16 protein-coding genes and 1 pseudogene are annotated in these 17,586 nt (G+C 72.5%); 7 read left to right on the top strand and 10 right to left on the bottom strand.

Annotation, left to right across the window (positions count from 1 at the left end):
- Positions 1-47: 47 nt before the first annotated feature.
- Both AB0J04_RS31030 and AB0J04_RS31035 read right to left on the bottom strand, forming a co-directional pair.
- Positions 48-872, bottom strand: coding sequence for an SDR family NAD(P)-dependent oxidoreductase (locus AB0J04_RS31030; protein ID WP_363171907.1), 825 nt, complete (start codon positions 870-872; stop codon positions 48-50).
- Positions 869-2,185 carry an aromatic ring-hydroxylating dioxygenase subunit alpha gene (locus AB0J04_RS31035; protein WP_363171908.1) on the bottom strand — a complete coding sequence of 439 codons (1,317 nt, stop codon included), beginning with the start codon at positions 2,183-2,185 and terminating at the stop codon, positions 869-871. The genes AB0J04_RS31030 and AB0J04_RS31035 overlap by 4 nt, the downstream gene beginning before the upstream one ends.
- Positions 2,186-2,340: 155 nt before the next feature.
- Between AB0J04_RS31035 and AB0J04_RS31040 the strand changes: the two genes are divergently transcribed.
- From AB0J04_RS31040 to AB0J04_RS31055, 4 genes are all read left to right on the top strand, one after another.
- Complete coding sequence (locus AB0J04_RS31040; RefSeq protein ID WP_363171909.1) at positions 2,341-2,796, top strand: VOC family protein; 456 nt, start codon at positions 2,341-2,343, stop codon at positions 2,794-2,796.
- A 96-nt stretch (positions 2,797-2,892) separates the two neighbouring features.
- Entirely contained in the window at positions 2,893-3,897 is a 1,005-nt protein-coding gene (locus AB0J04_RS31045; protein ID WP_363171910.1) for a thiamine pyrophosphate-dependent dehydrogenase E1 component subunit alpha, read from the top strand.
- 5 nt (positions 3,898-3,902) lie between these two features.
- Entirely contained in the window at positions 3,903-4,916 is a 1,014-nt protein-coding gene (locus tag AB0J04_RS31050; protein ID WP_363171911.1) for an alpha-ketoacid dehydrogenase subunit beta, read from the top strand.
- A 5-nt stretch (positions 4,917-4,921) separates the two neighbouring features.
- Positions 4,922-6,304, top strand: a complete 1,383-nt coding sequence (locus AB0J04_RS31055; RefSeq protein WP_363171912.1) for a 2-oxo acid dehydrogenase subunit E2 — start codon at positions 4,922-4,924, stop codon at positions 6,302-6,304.
- Positions 6,305-6,369: 65 nt separating this feature from the next.
- On the opposite strand, the gene AB0J04_RS31060 is transcribed toward AB0J04_RS31055, so the two are convergent.
- The gene (locus tag AB0J04_RS31060; protein WP_363171913.1) at positions 6,370-6,975 is read right to left on the bottom strand and encodes a helix-turn-helix domain-containing protein; all 606 of its coding nucleotides are present in this window, start codon (positions 6,973-6,975) and stop codon (positions 6,370-6,372) included.
- 145 nt (positions 6,976-7,120) lie between these two features.
- Here AB0J04_RS31060 and AB0J04_RS31065 point away from each other — a divergent pair, with 145 nt between their 5' ends.
- Positions 7,121-7,765 carry a TetR/AcrR family transcriptional regulator gene (locus tag AB0J04_RS31065; protein WP_363171914.1) on the top strand — a complete coding sequence of 215 codons (645 nt, stop codon included), beginning with the start codon at positions 7,121-7,123 and terminating at the stop codon, positions 7,763-7,765.
- A 6-nt stretch (positions 7,766-7,771) separates the two neighbouring features.
- Here the strand turns inward: AB0J04_RS31065 and AB0J04_RS31070 are convergent, their stop codons facing one another.
- The 7 genes from AB0J04_RS31070 to AB0J04_RS31100 form a co-directional block, all read right to left on the bottom strand.
- Positions 7,772-8,476 (bottom strand): SDR family NAD(P)-dependent oxidoreductase, encoded by a 705-nt coding sequence (locus tag AB0J04_RS31070; RefSeq protein WP_363171916.1) that lies wholly within the window; start codon positions 8,474-8,476, stop codon positions 7,772-7,774.
- Positions 8,477-8,493: 17 nt separating this feature from the next.
- Complete coding sequence (locus tag AB0J04_RS31075) at positions 8,494-9,648, bottom strand: thiolase family protein (protein ID WP_363171917.1); 1,155 nt, start codon at positions 9,646-9,648, stop codon at positions 8,494-8,496.
- Entirely contained in the window at positions 9,645-10,118 is a 474-nt protein-coding gene (locus AB0J04_RS31080; RefSeq protein ID WP_363171918.1) for an OB-fold domain-containing protein, read from the bottom strand. Before AB0J04_RS31080 ends, AB0J04_RS31075 begins: the two co-directional genes overlap by 4 nt.
- A 21-nt stretch (positions 10,119-10,139) precedes the next feature.
- The gene (locus AB0J04_RS31085) at positions 10,140-11,258 is read right to left on the bottom strand and encodes an acyl-CoA dehydrogenase family protein (RefSeq protein WP_363171919.1); all 1,119 of its coding nucleotides are present in this window, start codon (positions 11,256-11,258) and stop codon (positions 10,140-10,142) included.
- Complete coding sequence (locus AB0J04_RS31090; protein WP_363171921.1) at positions 11,255-13,858, bottom strand: putative PEP-binding protein; 2,604 nt, start codon at positions 13,856-13,858, stop codon at positions 11,255-11,257. The genes AB0J04_RS31085 and AB0J04_RS31090 overlap by 4 nt, the downstream gene beginning before the upstream one ends.
- Positions 13,855-14,487, bottom strand: coding sequence for a hypothetical protein (locus tag AB0J04_RS31095; protein ID WP_363171922.1), 633 nt, complete (start codon positions 14,485-14,487; stop codon positions 13,855-13,857). Before AB0J04_RS31095 ends, AB0J04_RS31090 begins: the two co-directional genes overlap by 4 nt.
- 94 nt (positions 14,488-14,581) lie before the next feature.
- On the bottom strand, positions 14,582-15,418 hold the full coding sequence (locus AB0J04_RS31100) for an enoyl-CoA hydratase/isomerase family protein (protein WP_363171923.1): 837 nt from the start codon (positions 15,416-15,418) through the stop codon (positions 14,582-14,584).
- 137 nt (positions 15,419-15,555) lie between these two features.
- On the opposite strand from AB0J04_RS31100, the gene AB0J04_RS31105 reads away from it, so the two are divergent.
- The gene (locus tag AB0J04_RS31105) at positions 15,556-16,773 is read left to right on the top strand and encodes an acyl-CoA dehydrogenase family protein (protein WP_363171924.1); all 1,218 of its coding nucleotides are present in this window, start codon (positions 15,556-15,558) and stop codon (positions 16,771-16,773) included.
- 189 nt (positions 16,774-16,962) lie between these two features.
- Positions 16,963-17,509, top strand: a pseudogene (locus AB0J04_RS31110) (sensor histidine kinase); the annotation flags it as partial.
- Between the last annotated feature and the right edge of the window lie 77 nt (positions 17,510-17,586).

The raw sequence follows: 17,586 nt of genomic DNA on the forward strand, positions 1-17,586 counted from the left end.
CCCGCTGTCCGTGCCCGTGCCCGTGTCTGCCCCTGCCCGTCCCGCGCCTACCACTGCGCCGTGCCGCCGTCGACGCTGATCAGCGCGCCGGTGATACCCGCGCCGGCGTCGCTCGCGAGCAGCGAGGCGACGGCCGCGACCTGCTCCACGGTGGTGATCTTCTTGGTGGCGGCGTGCTCGGCGAAGCGGCCGAGCCACTCCTCGTACGAGATGCCCTCGGCCTCCGCCGCGGCGGGACCCGCGGCCCGCATGAGGTCGGTGTCGACGGCCCCGGGGCAGATGGCGTTGCAGGTGATGCCTTGGGTGCCGTACTCGAAGGCGGTCGCCTTGGTCAGGCCGTGGATGGCGTGCTTGTTGGTGATGTAGTGGCTGATCGCGGGCTTGTTGGCCTGCTTGCCCTCCACCGACGAGATGTTGATGATGCGGCCCCAGCCGCTTTCCAGCATCTTCGGCAGCGCCCGGCGGGTGCCGTAGAAGTAGCCGTTGACGTTCAGGTTGAGGGCGTCGTGCCACGCCTCGTCGCTGAGCTGGTGGATCGGGGCGAAGCCGGAGCTGCCGCCGACGTTGTTGACCCAGATGTCGAGCCTGCCGAAGCGCTCGGCGGCGAAGTCGGCGAGGCCCTCGATGTCCTCCTGGCTGTTGGCGTCGCAGGGGTGGAAGACGGCCCGGTCCCCGGCGCCCATCTCCTCCAGGGCCTGCTTGCCCTTGATCTCGGAACGGCCGCTGACGACGACCGTGGCGCCGTCGGCCAGGAAGGCCTCGGCGATGGCGCGGCCGATACTGCGCGTGCTGCCCGTGATCACCGCGACACGTCCGTCGAGGCTGCCCGTAGCCACCATGGTGTTCTCCCGCGAGTGTTGTTGGTTGCTCACCTGGTGGCTCCGGGGGCTGCTGTGGCGCCCCTGTCCAGGTGCTGGTGAATGGTGCGGTGGAAGTGCTGGAGTCCGGGCTCGTTGCGTCCGAAGACGAATTCGGTCCCGTCGAGGGCCTTCAGGCCCTGCTGGACTCCGTAGGTGGTCGCGTAGTCCTCGTCGCGGACCACCTCGTGGAACCACTCGCCGAACCGGTCGGCGGCCTGGCGCTCTTCCTCGGTGACCGCCGGCTCCCGCAGCAGGATGATCTGCTGGGTCACCGACTCCGTCGCCGTGCGGGGGAGCACCAGGGAGACCGCGATCTTCTGACGCCAGCCGCCGGCGATCGCGAGGCCCGGGAAGAGCCAGTAGATGGGCCCGACACAGTCCCCGGGGTCGCGCTGGTCCGGCGGCAGTTCGACCGCCTGCGCGATGGGGCGCAGGGCCGGTGCGATGCGCTGGTGGGGGCCCCAGGTGTCGTGGGCCATCATGTTGGAGAGGTTCGTCTCGAACACCGTCTTCGGGTGCAGCGAGGCGAAGTGGTACGTCTCCAGGTACCCGTCGAGGGTGACCTTCCAGTTGGGACTGGTCAGCTCGCCGGTGGAGTAGTGGTGGCACTCGGCCAGCCGCATGCCCTCCAGCAGGGGCTGCAGATCGCCCAGCCAGCTGTCCAGGTCGGGCTCGGCCGCCGGGTCCAGCGAGACGAAGACGATCCCCGCGCGCTCCCCGGCCGGGAGCCTGATCAGGCTGCGGCCCTCGCGCGGCACCTGGCCGAAGGTCTTCTCGGCGTACACGCCCCGCAACTCCCCGGCCAGGTCGTAGGACCAGGAGTGGTAGGGGCAGGTGAGCCGCTTCGACACCCCGCAGCCGGGTTCGAGGAGCTTGGCCCCCCGGTGCCGGCAGGCGTTGATCATCGCGTGCACGGTGCCCTGCCGGTCGCGGGTGATCAGCACGGGGATGCCGAGCACATCGATCGCCTTGTAGGTGTTCGGCCCGGGAAGCTCGCAGGACATGGCGAGCGGCAGCGGGACGCTCCGGTGGACGGCGTCCGTCTCGCGCTGCCAGCGGTCGACGTCGAGGTAGTTGGCCACGGGTTCCGTCCACTGGCCGTCCGCCTCGTGCGTGGTGTTGTCGCGGTAGTGCGCCATCACCCGCTCGACGAGTTCGGCCGCCTCCCGCCGCATCGTCTCGGACGCGGCGTCGGTGGACCGGTCCCGGCTGATCCACGACGAGTATTCGGGGGTCGGGGGAGCCGCTGGGGCCAGGGGAGCCGCTGCCGGCGACCTGCGCTCGGCGCCTGCTTCCCGAATCTCCGGCGAACTGGTCTGGACCACGATGTCCTCACAATCCTCCCAGCCGCGAGCCGGTGACCGGCTTCGGAATGCGACGGCTGGGTTGTGTCCGAAACCACAACAGGACTTAGTGTGGTCTGTCAATAGAAAGTGTCGAAGTCGCCACTCGGTGTCCTGTGGGGGTGGGTGTGATGGTCATGACGCGGCCGTTCGAGGTCGGTGTGGTGGTGCGGGACCTGGAGCTGATGGAGCGCTTCTACTGCGATGTCATCGGCTGTCGCGCGGAGCGCCGCTCGCGCGTGCCCGAGTCCGTCGGCGGCCCGGCCGGACTCGGCGGCGAGCTGGTGGTCGTCTGGCTGCGGGTGCCCTCCGGGGGGTGCGTCAAGTTGATCCTTCCCCGGTCGGCCCCGGTGTCGGCGCCTGCGGAGACCTTGCCCGCAGGGCGTCCGGGGCTGTCGTATCTCACCTTCCACCTCGACGACATGGACCCGGTGGTGGCGGCGCTGCCGACCGCGGGCGCCCGGCCCCTGTCGGACCCGCCCGTCGTCCGGGCGCATGGCCGGCGGATCAGCTTCTGGGCGGATCCGGAGGGCAATGCCGTCGAGTTGGTGGACGAGCGGGGGCACGACCCGGTGCCGGGGCATAGTAATTAGAGAAGCTGTTCAGTAAGGTGCCCGTGGCTGGTTACTGTAGACCGGCACAAGTAAGTCCGATTGCTTGGCAACCTCCCTCGGGCGAAGGGGCGGACGATGGCTCAACGAGCGTCAACGGCGTCGAAGAAATCCACGCAGGTCAGCGCGCAGGTCATCAAGGACCTGCACGAACGCATGGTGCGCATCCGGCTGTTCGAGACCGAGGCGGGAAAGCTCATGGAGGCCGGCAAACTGCCCGGCTTCCTGCACCTCTATGTCGGCCAGGAAGCCGTGGCCGCCGGAGTGATGGCGGCCCTGCGCGACGACGACCAGATCACCTCCACCCACCGCGGCCACGGGCACGCCGTGGCCAAGGGCGTCGGCTTCCGCGAGATGTACTCCGAGCTGTACGGCCGGGTCACCGGCGCGTGCCTCGGCCGCGGCGGAAGCATGCACATCAACGACCTCTCCCGCGGCATGCTCGGCGCCAACGGCATCGTCGGGGCCGGCGTCCCGATCGCCGTGGGCGCTGCCTTCGCCGCCCGCTACAAGGGCGAGGACAGCGTCGCCGTGACCTTCTTCGGCGACGGCGCCACCAACATCGGCGCCTGGCACGAGGGCGCCAACATGGCCGCGATCCTGGGCCTGCCCGTCGTCTTCGTCTGCGAGAACAACGGCTACGCGGAGTTCACCCCGCAGTCCGGGCACATGCTGCTCACCGATGTCGCCGACCGGGCCGCCGCCTACGGCATGCCCAGCGTGATCGTCGACGGCATGGACGCGGTCGCCGTCCACCGCGCCGCTGCCGAAGCCGTCGAACGGGCCCGGCGCGGCGACGGTCCGATGATGATCGAGGCCAAGACCTACCGCTTCTTCGACCACCAGGGCGTCAAGGGCCTGCGGCACCCCTACCGCTCGGACGAGGAGGTCGCCGAGTGGAAGTCCCGCGACGCCATCGACCTGATCGAGGCCCGGGCGGTCGCCGACGGCACCGCGACCCGCGCCGAGCTGGACGCCGTATGGCAGCGCACCCGCGACGAGATCGCCGAGGCCATCGCGTACGCCGAGGCGAGTCCGCTGCCCGACCCCGCCGACCTGCTGCTCAACGTCTACTCAGGATGACCGCCATGACCACCATCACCGAGGCACCGGCCGTCGCCACGCGCAAACTCACCTACGTCAAGGCCTTCAACGAGGGACTTGCCCAAGCCATGCGGGAGGACGAGAACGTCTTCGTCGCCGGCGAGGACGTGGCCGGATACGGCGGCGTGTTCCGCATGTTCGACAACCTGCTCGACGAGTTCGGCCCCCGCCGCATGATCGACACCCCGATCTCCGAGGCCGCCCTGGTCGGCCTCGGCGTGGGAGCCGCCGCCCGGGGTCTGCGCCCCGTCGTCGACCTGATGTTCATGGACTTCATCGGCGTCTGCCTCGACCAGATCGTCAACCAGGCGGCGAAGATGAAGTACATGTTCGGCGGCGGGTTGTCCGTGCCGCTCACCATCACCACCGCCTCCGGCGCGGGTCTCGGCGCCGCGGCCCAGCACAGCCAGAGCCTGGAGGCCTGGCTGGCGCACGTGCCCGGCCTCAAGGTGGTGATGCCGTGCGACGCGTACACCGCCAAGGGCCTGACCGTCTCGGCCATCCGGGACGACAACCCGGTCGTCGTCATGCTCAACAAGGTCCTGCTCGGCAGCACCAGCGAGGTGCCCGAGGAGATCTACGGCATCCCGCTGGGCCAGGCGCACACCGCGCGGCAGGGCTCCGACGTCACCGTGATAGCCCTCGGCCGCATGGTGGGCGAGGCCCTCGCGGCGGCCGACGAACTCGCCGCCGAGGGCGTGGAGATCGAGGTGATCGACCCCCGCACCGTGCAGCCGCTGGACACCGAGACGATGTTCGCCTCCGTCCGCCGCACCAACCGGGTGCTCGTGGTGCACGAGGCCGTCACCTTCGGCGGGCTCGGCGCGGAGATCGCCGCCCAGATCCAGGACGCGGTCTTCGACTACCTGGACGCGCCGGTCCTGCGCATCGGCGCCCCCTTCTCCCCGGTGCCCTTCTCTCCCGTCCTGGAGAAGGCGTACGTGCCCGATCGCGCCCGCATCGCCCAGGGCTGCCGGCGCCTCCTCGAAAGGTCGTGACGGACGTGGCGGTCGAGGTTCTGCTGCCGAAGATCGGCCTGACCATGCAGGAAGGCACGATCGACGAATGGCTGGTGCCCACCGGCGCGGCCGTCGCGGAGGGCGACGCGCTGCTGCGGCTGGCCACCGACAAGGTCGACGTGGACGTCGAGGCGGAGGCCGGGGGACTGTTCCACCCGGTGGTCGCGGCGGGGTCGACCATGCCGGCCGGGGCTCTCATCGGGTGGCTGCTGGCCGAGGGCGAGCGGCTGCCGGAGGCGGCGGGCGCGCCGACGCCCGCCGGGTCGGGGGGCGGTGCCGGTGCGGCTGCGGTCGCCCTGCCCGACCCCACCGGCACGGGCGGTGCCGCCGCGGCCCCCACCGTCGACGGCACCGGTGGCCGGCTGCTGTCCTCGCCGAACGCACGGCGGGTCGCGGCGGCAGCCGACGTCGACCTCACCGACGTCCGCGGCACCGGGCCGGCCGGCCGGATCGTCTCCGAGGACGTGGAGGAGTTCCTCGCGGACTTCCCGGGCGACCTCGTCGCGCCGGTGCCGCCCGACGGCACCCCCTCCTCGCCGCTGGTCCGCAAGCTGGCGAAGGAACGGGGCATCGACCTCGCCGAGGTGAACGGCACCGGACCCGGCGGCCGGATCCGCCGGTCCGACCTCGACGCCGTCACCCCGGTGCCTGTCCGCCGGAGCGCGGCGGCTCCCCGGCCCGGCGACGTCATCCCGCTCACCGGGATGCGCGGCGCCATCGCCCGCAGGATGCACGCCAGCCTCCAGGAGATGGCACAGCTGACGCACGGCTACGAGGTGCGGATGGACGCCGTGGCGTCCCTGCGGGACCGGCTCAAGGAGGAGTGGGCCGACAACGAACTTCCGGTGCCCAGCCTCAACGACTTCCTGCTGAAGGCCGCGGCCCTCGCCCTGCGCGAGCACCCCCTGCTCAACGCGACGGTGCGGGAGGACGGCATCCATCTGCTCGACGGCGTTCACCTGGGCTTCGCGGTGGCCGTTCCGGGCGGCCTCATGGTCCCCGTGATCGAGGACGCGGTGGCGCTGCCGCTGCCCGAGATCGCCCGCCGGTCCAGGGCCCTGGCCCAGGCCGCGCGCGAGGGCCGGATCTCCCCCGCCCAGCTGGAAGGGGCCACCTTCACCGTCACCTCGCTCGGCGGACACGGCGTCGACTTCTTCACCCCCGTGATCAACCCCGGCAACGTCGCGATCCTCGGCGTGGGCAGGCTCAGGGACGGCGTCGAATGGGTGGACGACAGGCCGCTGCGGACGCGTGTGCTCACCCTGAGCCTCACCTTCGACCACCGTGCCGTCGACGGGGCACCCGCCGCCGAGTATCTGCGCACGGTCGGCGAGCTGCTGAGCAAGCCCCTCCGCCTGCTGGTGTGAGCCGAGATCCACCAGGCCCCAGATCCACCAGGCCCCAGATCCACCAGGCCCCAGATCCACCAGGCCTAGAAGGCCGGGTCGGCGATCCGCTCCGCGAGATCGCCGACCTCGCGGACGAAGGAGCGGTGCCCCAGCGACCGGTAGACGTCGTCGCCCCGGACCTGCGAGATCGCCGCGGTCTCCAGCAGCGCCAGCAGGCCCAGGCCGGTCACCGCCGCCTCGGCGTCGGAGACGGACGCGCGGGCCTTGCGGATCAACCCCACCAGCTCGTCCAGCAATTCCGTGCGGCTCTCCTGGCGCAGCGCCTCCGCGTCCTGGCTCATGCCGGCCGACGACACGAAGAACACGGTGGCGGCCGACCGGTGCTCGCTCATCCAGGCCAGCAGCGTGGTGACCGCCGCTCCGAGGTCCGAGCCAGGCTCATGGGCCTCCCTGATCGCCTGCAACTGCTCGCGCAACGCCGCGGCGAACGCCCGCATGGCCTCCGCCAGGACCTGGTCCTTGGAGGAGAAGTGGTAGTACACCGCCGCCGAGGTCATCTCCGCACGAGCGGCGATGTCGGCCACCGTCACTTCGTCCGGCGGCTGCGTGGCGAACAACTCCGTGGCTGCCTCGATCACCCACTGCTTGCGCGAGGGACGGTGAGCCGCGCGGGTCCGGGAGGTCGTCATGGTGTCAAGTATGCCGGGAGTCGAGCGTCCCGGACTCCCATGTACAGCAGGAATTATACGGACGGACGGTCGGAGTTACTGGATACACTGGTCAGTACGCAGGGCCCACGGACGCGAGGGTTCACGGCAGTCGGCAGGGAGCATGATGGCCACCACGAAGAACGGCAAGCAGCCGGCCCACCGGCCCTCTCGGCGGCAGCACATCATCACCGCCGCGGTGCGGGTGTTCGGCCGCAGCGGCTTCGCGGAGACCAGCATCCAGGACATCGCCGACGAGGCACAGGTGGTGCCCACGGCCGTCTACTACCACTTCGACGGCAAGGAAGAGCTGCTCGAACTCGCCATGCGCCGGGTCTTCGACCAGCTGAACGCGGTCGTGGAGGCGGCCCGGCCGGAGTCCGCGCCGGGTGACGCGGAGGGCCTGGTCCGCGTCATCGACGCCGTGTGGGCGTGGGTGGAGCAGAACCCGGACGAGGCCAGGCTCTACCAGGTCCAGTTCGCCTCCGCCAACGGCAACGTCAAGGCGTTGCGGGACGAGTTCGAGCAGCGGCACATCCAGCGTGGCTACGACTATCTGCCCGAGGGCACCACACGCAGCCCCCGCGCGGCGAAGGCCCGGCACGCGGCACAGGCGCTCGCGGTCCGCACGCTGATCAGTACGACCATGCTGGTCACCGCGCTGAGGGCGGAGGGCGGACCGCTGTCCCGGCTGCCCTCACGGTCGGTGCTGGAGGCGGTCAGGCAGCTGGCGCTGCGCATCGTCGCCGCAGAGGAGAAGTCGGCCACCTGAAGCCTTTCACCAGGGCAGTGGCCTGCGGTCGGCGAAGAGTCGGCCCGTCGTCCCGTCGCCGTCGGGAAGGGTCGCCAGCCAGACCGGTGTGTCCGCACCCTCCTCCGGTCCGCGCGGGGCGGACGGGCCGCCCATGCCGCTGCGGGTCCAGCCGGGGTCGGCGGCGTTGACCAGGACGCCCGTGCCGGCGAGCTCGGCCGCGAGCATTCGGGTCAGGGCGTTGAGCGCCGTCTTGGAGATCCGGTAGGCGGGGTGCCGGCCGGAGTCCATCAGCGCCAGTGAACCGTAGGAGCTGGTGACGTTCACGACCCTGCCGTAGCCGGCTTCCACCATGCCCGGGACGACGGCCTGCGCCACACGCCAGGCGCCGGTGAGGTTCGTGTCCAGCGTCGCGCTCAGGATGTCCTCATCGAGGTACGGGGGTCGCAGTTCCCCGTCCAGAGACACTCCGGCGTTGTTCACCAGGACGTCGATCCCGCCGGTCAGCTCCCGCGCCTCCCGGACCGCTTCGGCGACGCTCCTCGCGGAGGTCACGTCCAGGGCCAGCGGAAGTGCCGCCGGGCCGATGGCACGGCACGCCTCCTCGGCGGCCGCCGCCTCTCGCGCCCCGACCAGGACCCGCAGTCCCCGGTCCGCGAGCTGCCGGCCGATCTCCAGGCCGATCCCGCGCGCCCCGCCGGTCACCAGCGCGGTTCTGCCGTCTTGCCGCATGGCTCGCCCGCCGCCCCTCACACCGTCAGGACCGAGCACGCGCTGATCCCGGGCGCCCCGTACACATGGGTGAAGCCCACCCGAGGAGCGCCCGGCACCTGCACACCGGGCGCACGGCCCTGCAACTGTCGTACGACCTCATGGAACTGACGCAGCCCGGAGGCGCCGACGGGCTCCCCGCCGGCCAGACAGCCGCCGTCGGTGTTGACCGGTATCCGGCCCGTGGGTTCGGTGGCCCCGGTGACCAGCAGCCCCTCCTGCTCGCCGTGGCCGCACAGTCCGGTCTCCGCCAGGTGGATCAGCTCCGAGCCGCTGTCCGTGTCCTGCAACTGGGCGACCTGTACGTCCGCGGGCCGGACCCCTGCCGTGCGGAAGACCGCCTCGGCGGCGTCGACGCTGGGGCTGCGGTGCGGTCCCGGCGGCAGCCAGGGCGAGAACACCTCGAAGGAACCGAACCGCCGGGTCCGGAAGGCCAACGACGCCAGTTTGACCGGTCGTTCGCACAGGTCGAACGCGCGGTCGCCGAGCGCGAGCACCAGGGCCGCGGCACCCTGCCCCGGTGAGCAGAACATGTACTGGGTGAGCGGGGGACTGACCTCGGCGGAGTCCAGGATCTCCTGCTCCGTCAGCAGCTTGCGCCGCCAGGCCAGGGGGTGGTGCGAGCCGTTGCGGAAGGCCCGCGCGGCGACCATCGCCAGCGCCCGCTCCGAGATCCCGTGCTCGTACAGGTACCGCTGGGTCTTGAGTGCGAAGAACTGGGTGGTCAGCATCATCCCGGTCTCGGCGTACCAGTCGCCCAGGCCGTAGCGGGCCGCGGAGACATGGAACGCGCCCCGCTCGTGCTTGTCGAACCCCACCGCCAGCCCCAGGGAGGCCTCGCCCGCGCGCAGCGCGTTGGCCACCGCGAGCACGGTGGAGGCGCCGGTCGCGCAGCCGTTCTGCACGTTGACGAACGGCACTCCGGTCAGGCCCAGCCGGCCCACCAGGGTGTCGGGCTTGCCGGACACGTCGGAGCCGCCCGCCGCGTAGCCGATGTCCTCCCAGCCGACACCGGCGTCGGCCAGCGCCTCGCGTATCGCACGCTCGGCCATGTCCATTGCGCTGACGCTCTCGTCGCGCCCGAAGGGACGCATCCCGCATCCGACCACGTACACGTCGTCGGGCCGGCTCATCGCTCCCCTTCCGGCTCCGGGCGGAGCTGCTCCGGGCCGAGCTGCTCCGGGCGGAACGCGAAGGTCACCACCTCGGTTCCGTCCTCGTCCCGGAACGCGGGCACGGTGGTGAGCCGGACCGGCAGTCCGATCCGGATCTCCTCGCGGGGCACCGCAAGCCGCGCCTCGACCAGCACCTCACCGAGGTCCACATAGCCCACGTGGTACGGCCGGTGGCCGTCGGTCGGGGGCCGGTACGGCGGTTTCGGCGGGAACGCCTGGAGCGTCCACGACCACACGCGCCCGCTCACCGGCAGCACCCGCGCGGACATCGCCCCGCCCGAACACCGGGGGCAAGAGTCCTGTCGGGGGAAGACGACGGTGCCGCACCCGGAGCAGCGGGCGCCCACGAGACGCGGTGGATCCCCGTCGTCGAACTCCCGGTTCTCCCGGTTCTCGAACAACGACTCGTCGATGAGCCTGGTGGTCATGTTCCGTCCCTCCTTTCCACGTCACCAGCCCAGCAGCCCGGCCAGCCGTTCCCGATGGTGTGCGGCGCCGCCCAGCAGGACCGCGTCCGACTGGGCGCGCCGGAAGTACAGGTGCGCGTCGTGCTCCCAGGTGAAGCCCATTCCGCCGTGGAACTGCACGCACTCGGCGGCGACGGAGACGAACGCCTCGCCGCACCACGCCTGCGCCACCGCCGCGGCCTCGGCCAGCGCCTCCGGCGAGCCGTCCGCCCGGACCGCGCGCACCACGGCCGACCGCGCGGCCTCGACCTGGAGCAGCATGTCGGCGCAGGCGTGCTTGACCGCCTGGAAGCCGCCGATCGCCCTGCCGAACTGGGTACGGTCGCGCACATGGGCCACCGTCATGTCCAAGGCGGCCTGCGCGCCGCCCAGTTGCTCGGCGGCCAGCGCCACCAGGGCCACGTCCAGGGCACGGGAGACGACACCCGTCCCCTCACCGCCGGCGGTCAGGGCCCTGGCCCGGGACCCGGAGAAGGTGACCACCGCCTGGCCCCGGCTGAGGTCCAGGGTGGGCACCCGGCGCACCGTGACCCTTGGCTCGCGCGGGTCGGCGAGGAAGAGGTCCACTCCGTCGGCCCCGACCGCGGCCACCACCAGCGCCTCGGCGTCGGCGCCGTCGAGGACGAACGGCGCGGTGCCGTCCAGCAGCGGGACGCTGCCCTGCCAGGAGACGGTCACCGGCACGGCGTCGGCCCGCCATGTCCCGTCGGGCGCGGCCACCGCCAGGGCATGCACGGCGCCCTGGGCCAACTCGGCCAGCGCCTTGTCGGCCGTACCGCACCCGGCCAGCACCTGCCCGGCCGACACGGTGGAGGACAGCAGCGGTACCGGTGCCAGTGTCCTGCCCAACTCCTCGCAGACCACGGCGATCTCGGCGAGGCCGCCGATGCCTCCCGCCGACTCGGGCAGGCCGAGGGCCGCGAGGCCGACCTGCCGGCCGAGGGCGTCCCACAACCCGGCGTCGATGCCGGGGGCATCCTCGGACAGCCGACGTACCGCGGCGGTGCCGCCGGCGTCCGCGCACACCGACCGAACGGTCTCGCGCAGGTCCTCCAGCTCGGTGTCCGACAGCGCCGTGCCGTCGGTCGTGGTGCTCGTCATCGTGCGCTCCCGCTCTCGTCGTGCCGCTCCTCGTCGCGCCGTTCCCGCAGGGCACTGTGCGCGGCCGCCATCCGGGCCACCGGCACGCGGTGCGCGGAACAGGAGACGTAGTCCAGACCGAGGCCGTCGCAGAAGGCGATCGACTCGGGGTCCCCGCCGTGCTCACCGCACACGCCCAGCTTGATGCCGGGCCGTACGCTCCGTGCCCGCTCCGCGGCCAGGCCGACCAGGGCGCCCACACCGTGCGGGTCGAGCCGGGCGAACGGGCTGGCGGTCAGGAACCCGCGCTCCTGGTAGTCGGCGAGCACCTGGCGCTCGACGTCGTCCCGGGAGAACCCGTAGGTGAGCTGGGTGAGGTCGTTGGTGCCGAAGGAGAAGAACTCGGCGTGCTCGGCGAGTTCGCCGGCCAGCAGCGCGGCCCGTGGGGTCTCGATCATCGTGCCGAGCCGGTACGGCACCTCCACCCCGGTGCGGGCGGCGACCGCGTCGGCGGCACCGCGTACGTACGCGGCCGCGGCTGCCAGTTCCTCCGGCAGGCTGACGAGCGGGATCATCACCTCCAGCTCCGGCCGGACTCCGGTGGCGGCGACCTCGGTCCAGGCGGTGAACAGCGCCTCTGCCTGCGCCGGGTAGAGCCTCTCGTGCAGCAGCGCCAGCCGCACCCCGCGCAGCCCGAGCATCGGGTTCGCCTCGCGCAGCGCGGCGGCCCGCTGCTCCTCGGCCGCGTCCAGGGCCTGCCCGGGGGCGGGCAGGAACTCGTGCAGCGGGGCGTCCAGCAGGCGCACGGTCACCGGGCGGTTCCCCACGGCGGCCAGCAGCGCCGTGAAGTCCTCGTACTGGGCGCGCTCCAGCGCCGACAGCGCCTCGTCGCGGGCGGTCGGGTCGGCGGCCAGCAGCACCCGACGGATCAGCGGCAGCCGCTCGCCGAGGAACTGGTGCTCCGTACGGCACAGCCCGACACCCTCCGCGCCCAGGGCGAGGGCCGTCTCCACCTCGGCGGCAGTGTCGGCGTTGACCCGCACACCCAGCCGGCGGATGCCGTCCGCCCACCCCAGCAAGGTGGACAGTTCGGGCGGCGGTCCGGCCACACTGACGCTCAGCGTTCCGGCGTAGACGGCTCCGGTACGTCCGTCCAGTGAGACCGGGTCGCCCTCGCGCACCACCCGCTCACCGAAGCGAACCGTCCCGGCGGCCCGGTCCACGCGCAGCCCCTCGGCGCCGCACACGGCCGGCTTGCCGGCGCCCCGTGCCACCACGGCGGCGTGCGAGGCGATGCCGCCGCTGCCGGTCAGCACGGCGACGGAGGCCAGCATCCCGGGGACGTCCGCGGGGTTCGTCTCGGCGGCCACGAGCACGACCCGAGTTCCGTCCGCGGCCAGTTCGAGGGCACGTTCGCTGGACAGCACGACCGCTCCGGTCGCCGCCCCCGGCGACGCGGGCAGCCCCTTCACCAGGAGTTCCTCCCCGCCGGTCAGCCGGAGCTGAGGGTGCAGCAGTTCCTGCACCTGCGCGGGCGTGATCCGCCGTACGGCCTCCTCGCGGCCGAGCGCCCCGTCCCGCGCCAGGTCCGCGGCCAGACACACCGAGGCCCGAAGCGGCGGGCGGAGTTGCGCCGAGGCGGCGAGCAGGGAGATCTCGTCGTCGCGCACCTCGAAGTCGACCGACACCGGCGCGCGCAGATGGCGCTCCAGGGTGAGCAGGGAGTGCTCGAGGAGCGCGGTGCCGCCCGCGAGTCGATCGAGCGGTTCACCGGTATGCGGCGGCGGGGCGCTGCGGCGCACACCCCGGAAGAAGGAGCCTCGGGGAGAGAGGCGCCCGGTCTCGGGATCGCGGCTGACCGCCGTGCCGTAGCCCGAGTGGTCCGCCGGACCGATGCGCAGGGCCTGCACATGCAGGGCGACGGCCAGCTCGGCGGGGAGCCGCTGGGCCCGGCGGGATCTTCTCGCCCGCGGCGAGTCCCACCGGCCGAGGAGGGCACGGGCGGCCAGCGTGAGCTGCTGCGCCGGGTCGTCGGGGAAGGGCCGGGAGCCGTGCTCCGCCACCAGGGACAGCAGCACCTCCACCCGTGCCCGCGGCCCGGGCGTGTCCAGGAGGGCGTCGTCGAGCACCGCACCGGGCACGTCGAGGGCGTACTCGGCGATCATGCGCACGGTGGCGGCCCACACCTCGTACAGCGCGTCCTCACGCCCGATGACGGCGAACAGGTCGTCGGCACGGGCGGGGGTGATGCCGAGGCAGGCCAGGTCGGGCGGCAGTCCGGCGATCTCGGTCGGCGCGCTCGCCGACAGGCGCAGCAGCAGCGGCCGGGCCGCGTCGTCGATGCGCCGCCCCGAGAGCTGTTCGACCAGGGCTACGGCGGCTTCGGCCGTGGCGGGTTCGCACAGCGACGCGGCGGCGTCGGCGGGCACGGTGAGACCCGGCACGACGGGCAGGCCGAGGGCCACCAGCCGGTCCATCGCAGCGCCGTGCGCGCCCAGCTCGTCGGCGTCGAGGCCCCGGATCCGTCCCTGCCCGTAGGGCACCAGGATCCGGCCGGGAGCGGCGGCGCAGGGCGCCTCGGACTGTGCGAGAGGGCCCGCCTCGCGGTCGGTGACGCTCAACCCCGGCCCCCGGTGACCAGCTCCTCTTCACGGGCCTCGTCCTCGGCCCGACTGATTCCCAGCACCAGCAGCAGTTCCTGGTGCAGCCGCATCCACACGGTGTGGTAGGAGTCGCACAGCGGCGAGGCCAGCCACGCCGGCGCGCCGTCGTCGAAGCGGTCGAGGGCGTCCTCCAGGGCCGTCAGGTACTGCCCGCTGCCCGCGAGCACCCGGTCCAGTCGGCGCAGCACGGGTTGGATGGCCTCGTGCACGTCTTCCAGCGATTCGCGCACCCCGGCGTCGTAGACGTCGTCGCAGTGGTCGTTGGCGGTGCCGTCGGGGCGGCACTGCCATGCCGTGCACACGTCCCGGATCTTCCGGTTGACCGGCAGGAACGCCTCGTACGCCGCGGTGATCCGCTCCTCCTGCTCGGAGCCGGCGGGAACCCGCAGGATCTGCGCGGCGGCGGCCTTGGCACGCTCGGTCGGCAGCACCACCGGCCCCTTCACCATCGCCAGCCCGGCATCGACCAGCGGACCGTGCTCGGACTCCGGCCGACCGCGCCACATGCCACGCAGAACGAGGTCGACCACGGCTTCCGTGAGGGGCTCGTCGGATGCGTCCGGAAGGTCCACGGCAGCAGATTGCATCGCCACACCTTTTCCCCGGCTCTGTGGTGACCGGTTCCTCGGTTCTGTGTTGCCCGGAGGTTACGCCCCGGCGGGTTGGTTAGTGAAGAGGAACTCAAGAAACACTTTCCGATTCCCTGGCCCCGCCCCGGCCGGCATCCGCCCTCGGGCGGCCATGCGCGGCGAGGAACGACGCCATGCGGTCCTGCGCCTCCCGGCCGTCCGCCAGGGCGGCTATCGACCGCGCCTCCTGGGCGAGATGGCGGCGCAGCTCGTCACCGGCGCCGACGCGCAGCAGACCCTTCGCGGCGCGCAGGGCGCCGGTGGCGCCGGCGGCCAGTTCGGCCGCGCTCCGCTGTGCCGCGTCGTCCAGTTCCTCGTCGTCCACGCACCGCGACACCAAGCCCCACCGTTCGGCGTCGTCGCCGGTCAGGACCCGATTGGTCAGGATCAGGTCCGCCGCCCTGCGCGGGCCCGCCAGGCGTGGCAGGAACCAGGACGCCCCGCAGTCCGGCGTGAGCCCGATCGCCGTGTACGCCAGCCGGAACCGTGCGGACCGGGCCGCCAGGACGATGTCGCCCACGAGGGCGAGGCCGATCCCGCCGCCCGCGGCCGCCCCGCGCACGGCGGTCACCAACGGCACCGGCAGTTCGTACAGGGCCTGTATTGCGGCGTGCGCGGCGCTCGCCACGGCGTGTACGTAGGCGCCGGTCTCCGCGCCGCGACCGGCGAATGCGCGCAGGTCACCACCCACGCAGAAGCTGCCGCCGGCTGCCCGCAGCAGGACCGCGCCGCCCGGGTCCGCGGCCACCTCGCGGGCTGTGTCCCGCAGCGCCTCGGCCGTCCTCAGATCCAGGGCGTTTCCCCGCCCGGGGTCGTCCAGCCGCAGCTCGACGACTCCGTCGGGGTGGCGGACGATCCGGACCGGGTCGGTGCTCACGGTCGGGCTCATGGGTGTCTCTCCTGTCGTCTTCCCGTCGCCGGGTGCTTCCCGTCGCCGGGTGCTTCCCGGCAAGATACTGAAGACGCTATACAGTTTCTAGGACGCGACGGGAGCCGATGCCCGTACGCCTGTCGGCGGGAGGCCCCGTGCCCATCCAGTTCGATGTCGATCCGACTGTCGCTCAACTCGCCACGTCGACGGCCGAGTTCGTGCGCGAGGTGGTCATTCCGGCCGAGCGCGAGTGCGGCGGGTCCGTGCACGACGCCCCCGCGGCGGTGCGGGAATCCCTGCAGAAAGCCGCCCGTGACGCGGGTGTGTTCGCTCCGCACGTACCGACGCGGTGGGGCGGACACGGGCTCGACCTGCGCGGGCAGGCGGTGGTGTTCGAAGCGGCGGGCTACTCGCTGCTCGGACCGCTGGCGCTGAACTGCGCGGCCCCGGACGAGGGCAACATGCACCTGCTGGAGAAGGTGGCCACCGAAGAACAGAAGCAGAAGTACCTGCGTCCGCTCGCCGCGGGCGACACGCGCTCCTGCTTCGCCATGACCGAACCCGCCCCGGGAGCGGGCGCCGACCCCCGCTCCCTGCGGACCACCGCGACCCGGGTTCCCGGCGGCTGGCGCATCGACGGGCACAAGTGGTTCATCACCGGTGCCCAGGGAGCCGGCTTCGCCATCGTCATGGCCCGGACCTCCGGCAGTCCCGGCGACCTGGGCGGCGCCACCATGTTCCTGGTCGACGCCGGCACGCCCGGCATGCGCATCGTCCGGAACATCGAGACCCTCGACGAGTCGCTGTTCGCAGGGCACAGCGAGATCGTCTTCGAGGAGTGCGTGGTGGGGGAGCACCAGGTGCTCGGCGCCGTGGACCACGGCTTCCAAGGTGCCCAGGTCCGGCTCGGTCCCGCCCGGATGACCCACTGCATGCGCTGGCTGGGAGCGGCCCGCCGCGCCCAGGACGTCGCGCTGGAGCGGGCGGGGAGCCGGATGGCGTTCGGCTCGGCCCTGGGCGACCTCGGCATGGTCCAGCAGATGCTGGCCGACTCCGAGATCGACATCGAGGCGAGCCGCGCTCTGATCCTGCGTACCGCCTGGGAGCTGGACACCGGCTCCGCCGCGGCCTCGCAGCTCACCTCGGTGTCCAAGACCTTCGTGGCGGAGGCGGTGAACCGGGTGGTCGACCGGGCGGTGCAGATCTGCGGCGCCCTCGGCATCTCGGCCGCCGACGCCCCGCTGGCCCGCCTGTACCGGGAGGTACGGCCGTTCCGGATCTACGACGGCCCGTCGGAGACGCACCGTTTCGCCATAGCGCGCCGAGCGGTGCGGCCCTACCGACAGCCGCGCACGGGTGTCGCCGACGGCTGATGGCGGCGTCGACGCGGGAGGCGTTCCCGGCCCGTGGTGGGCCTGCCAGGGCGACCCCATCGCTATGCCTGGGGTCCACCGGACGGGGATCGTGTGCCCAGGGGACGCTGGGCGCGGGAGCCGACGCACCGCGCCGCCGCAGCGGTGCAGGAACTTCTCACAGGATGTGGGCCTGACGCTGTCTGAACGGGGCTTCTGGAGCGGTCCGTCGCCAACATCGTCGAGAACGCGGTGAAACACAGTCCCGCGGACACCCCCGTGCTCGTGTCGGCGAGCGCCCTCGCGGACCGGGTGGAGGTGCGCGTCGTGGACGGTGGTCCGGGCGTCCCCGACGAGGCCGAGGACCGTGTTTTCGAGCCCTTCCAGCGCTACGGCGACTCCCCGCGCGGCAACGGCGTCGGCCTAGGGGGCTTCGCCGAGGCCGTCGGCGGCACCCTGCACGCCGAGGACACGCCGGGCGGCGGCCTCACCATGGTGCTGAGCCTGCCGTCGTTCCGCGCCTGGGTTCACGGAAGCTGATATCAGCAACCCTCATCGTGGTGGAGCGTTTCCTGGACGAGTTGGAGGCCGACGGCGTCGGCCGGGGCGATCAGGTCAACATGCGGCGCGGCTCACGAGGGCTGGGGCAGCCGGGCCGTCCTGCGACGTCGGACGTCGTGACCACCCGACGGCGGCGTCCGCTCGCACCGCCCCGGCCCGCCATGGGCGCCACGAACGCGCCTGGGGCGCCCCCTGATGGGGGGGGGCCCCCGGCGCGCGGGTGGCGGGGCGGCAGTTGGTCAGTGTTATGCGTGGACGAGCGCGTGGCCCGTT

Origin of the sequence: Streptomyces sp. NPDC050263, assembly GCF_040655955.1 — a bacterium.
In the GTDB taxonomy this organism is placed as follows: Bacteria; Actinomycetota; Actinomycetes; order Streptomycetales; family Streptomycetaceae; genus Streptomyces.

Bases quoted from the DNA above. Each gene is read 5' to 3' on its own strand.
- AB0J04_RS31040 (WP_363171909.1), top strand. From the start codon at position 2,341: ATGACGCGGCCGTTCGAGGTCGGTGTGGTGGTGCGGGACCTGGAGCTG.
- AB0J04_RS31045 (WP_363171910.1), top strand. From the start codon at position 2,893: ATGGCTCAACGAGCGTCAACGGCGTCGAAGAAATCCACGCAGGTCAGC.
- AB0J04_RS31050 (WP_363171911.1), top strand. From the start codon at position 3,903: ATGACCACCATCACCGAGGCACCGGCCGTCGCCACGCGCAAACTCACC.
- AB0J04_RS31060 (WP_363171913.1), bottom strand. From the start codon at position 6,975: ATGACGACCTCCCGGACCCGCGCGGCTCACCGTCCCTCGCGCAAGCAG.
- AB0J04_RS31065 (WP_363171914.1), top strand. From the start codon at position 7,121: ATGGCCACCACGAAGAACGGCAAGCAGCCGGCCCACCGGCCCTCTCGG.
- AB0J04_RS31070 (WP_363171916.1), bottom strand. From the start codon at position 8,476: ATGCGGCAAGACGGCAGAACCGCGCTGGTGACCGGCGGGGCGCGCGGG.
- AB0J04_RS31075 (WP_363171917.1), bottom strand. From the start codon at position 9,648: ATGAGCCGGCCCGACGACGTGTACGTGGTCGGATGCGGGATGCGTCCC.
- AB0J04_RS31080 (WP_363171918.1), bottom strand. From the start codon at position 10,118: ATGACCACCAGGCTCATCGACGAGTCGTTGTTCGAGAACCGGGAGAAC.
- AB0J04_RS31085 (WP_363171919.1), bottom strand. From the start codon at position 11,258: ATGACGAGCACCACGACCGACGGCACGGCGCTGTCGGACACCGAGCTG.
- AB0J04_RS31095 (WP_363171922.1), bottom strand. From the start codon at position 14,487: ATGCAATCTGCTGCCGTGGACCTTCCGGACGCATCCGACGAGCCCCTC.
- AB0J04_RS31100 (WP_363171923.1), bottom strand. From the start codon at position 15,418: ATGAGCCCGACCGTGAGCACCGACCCGGTCCGGATCGTCCGCCACCCC.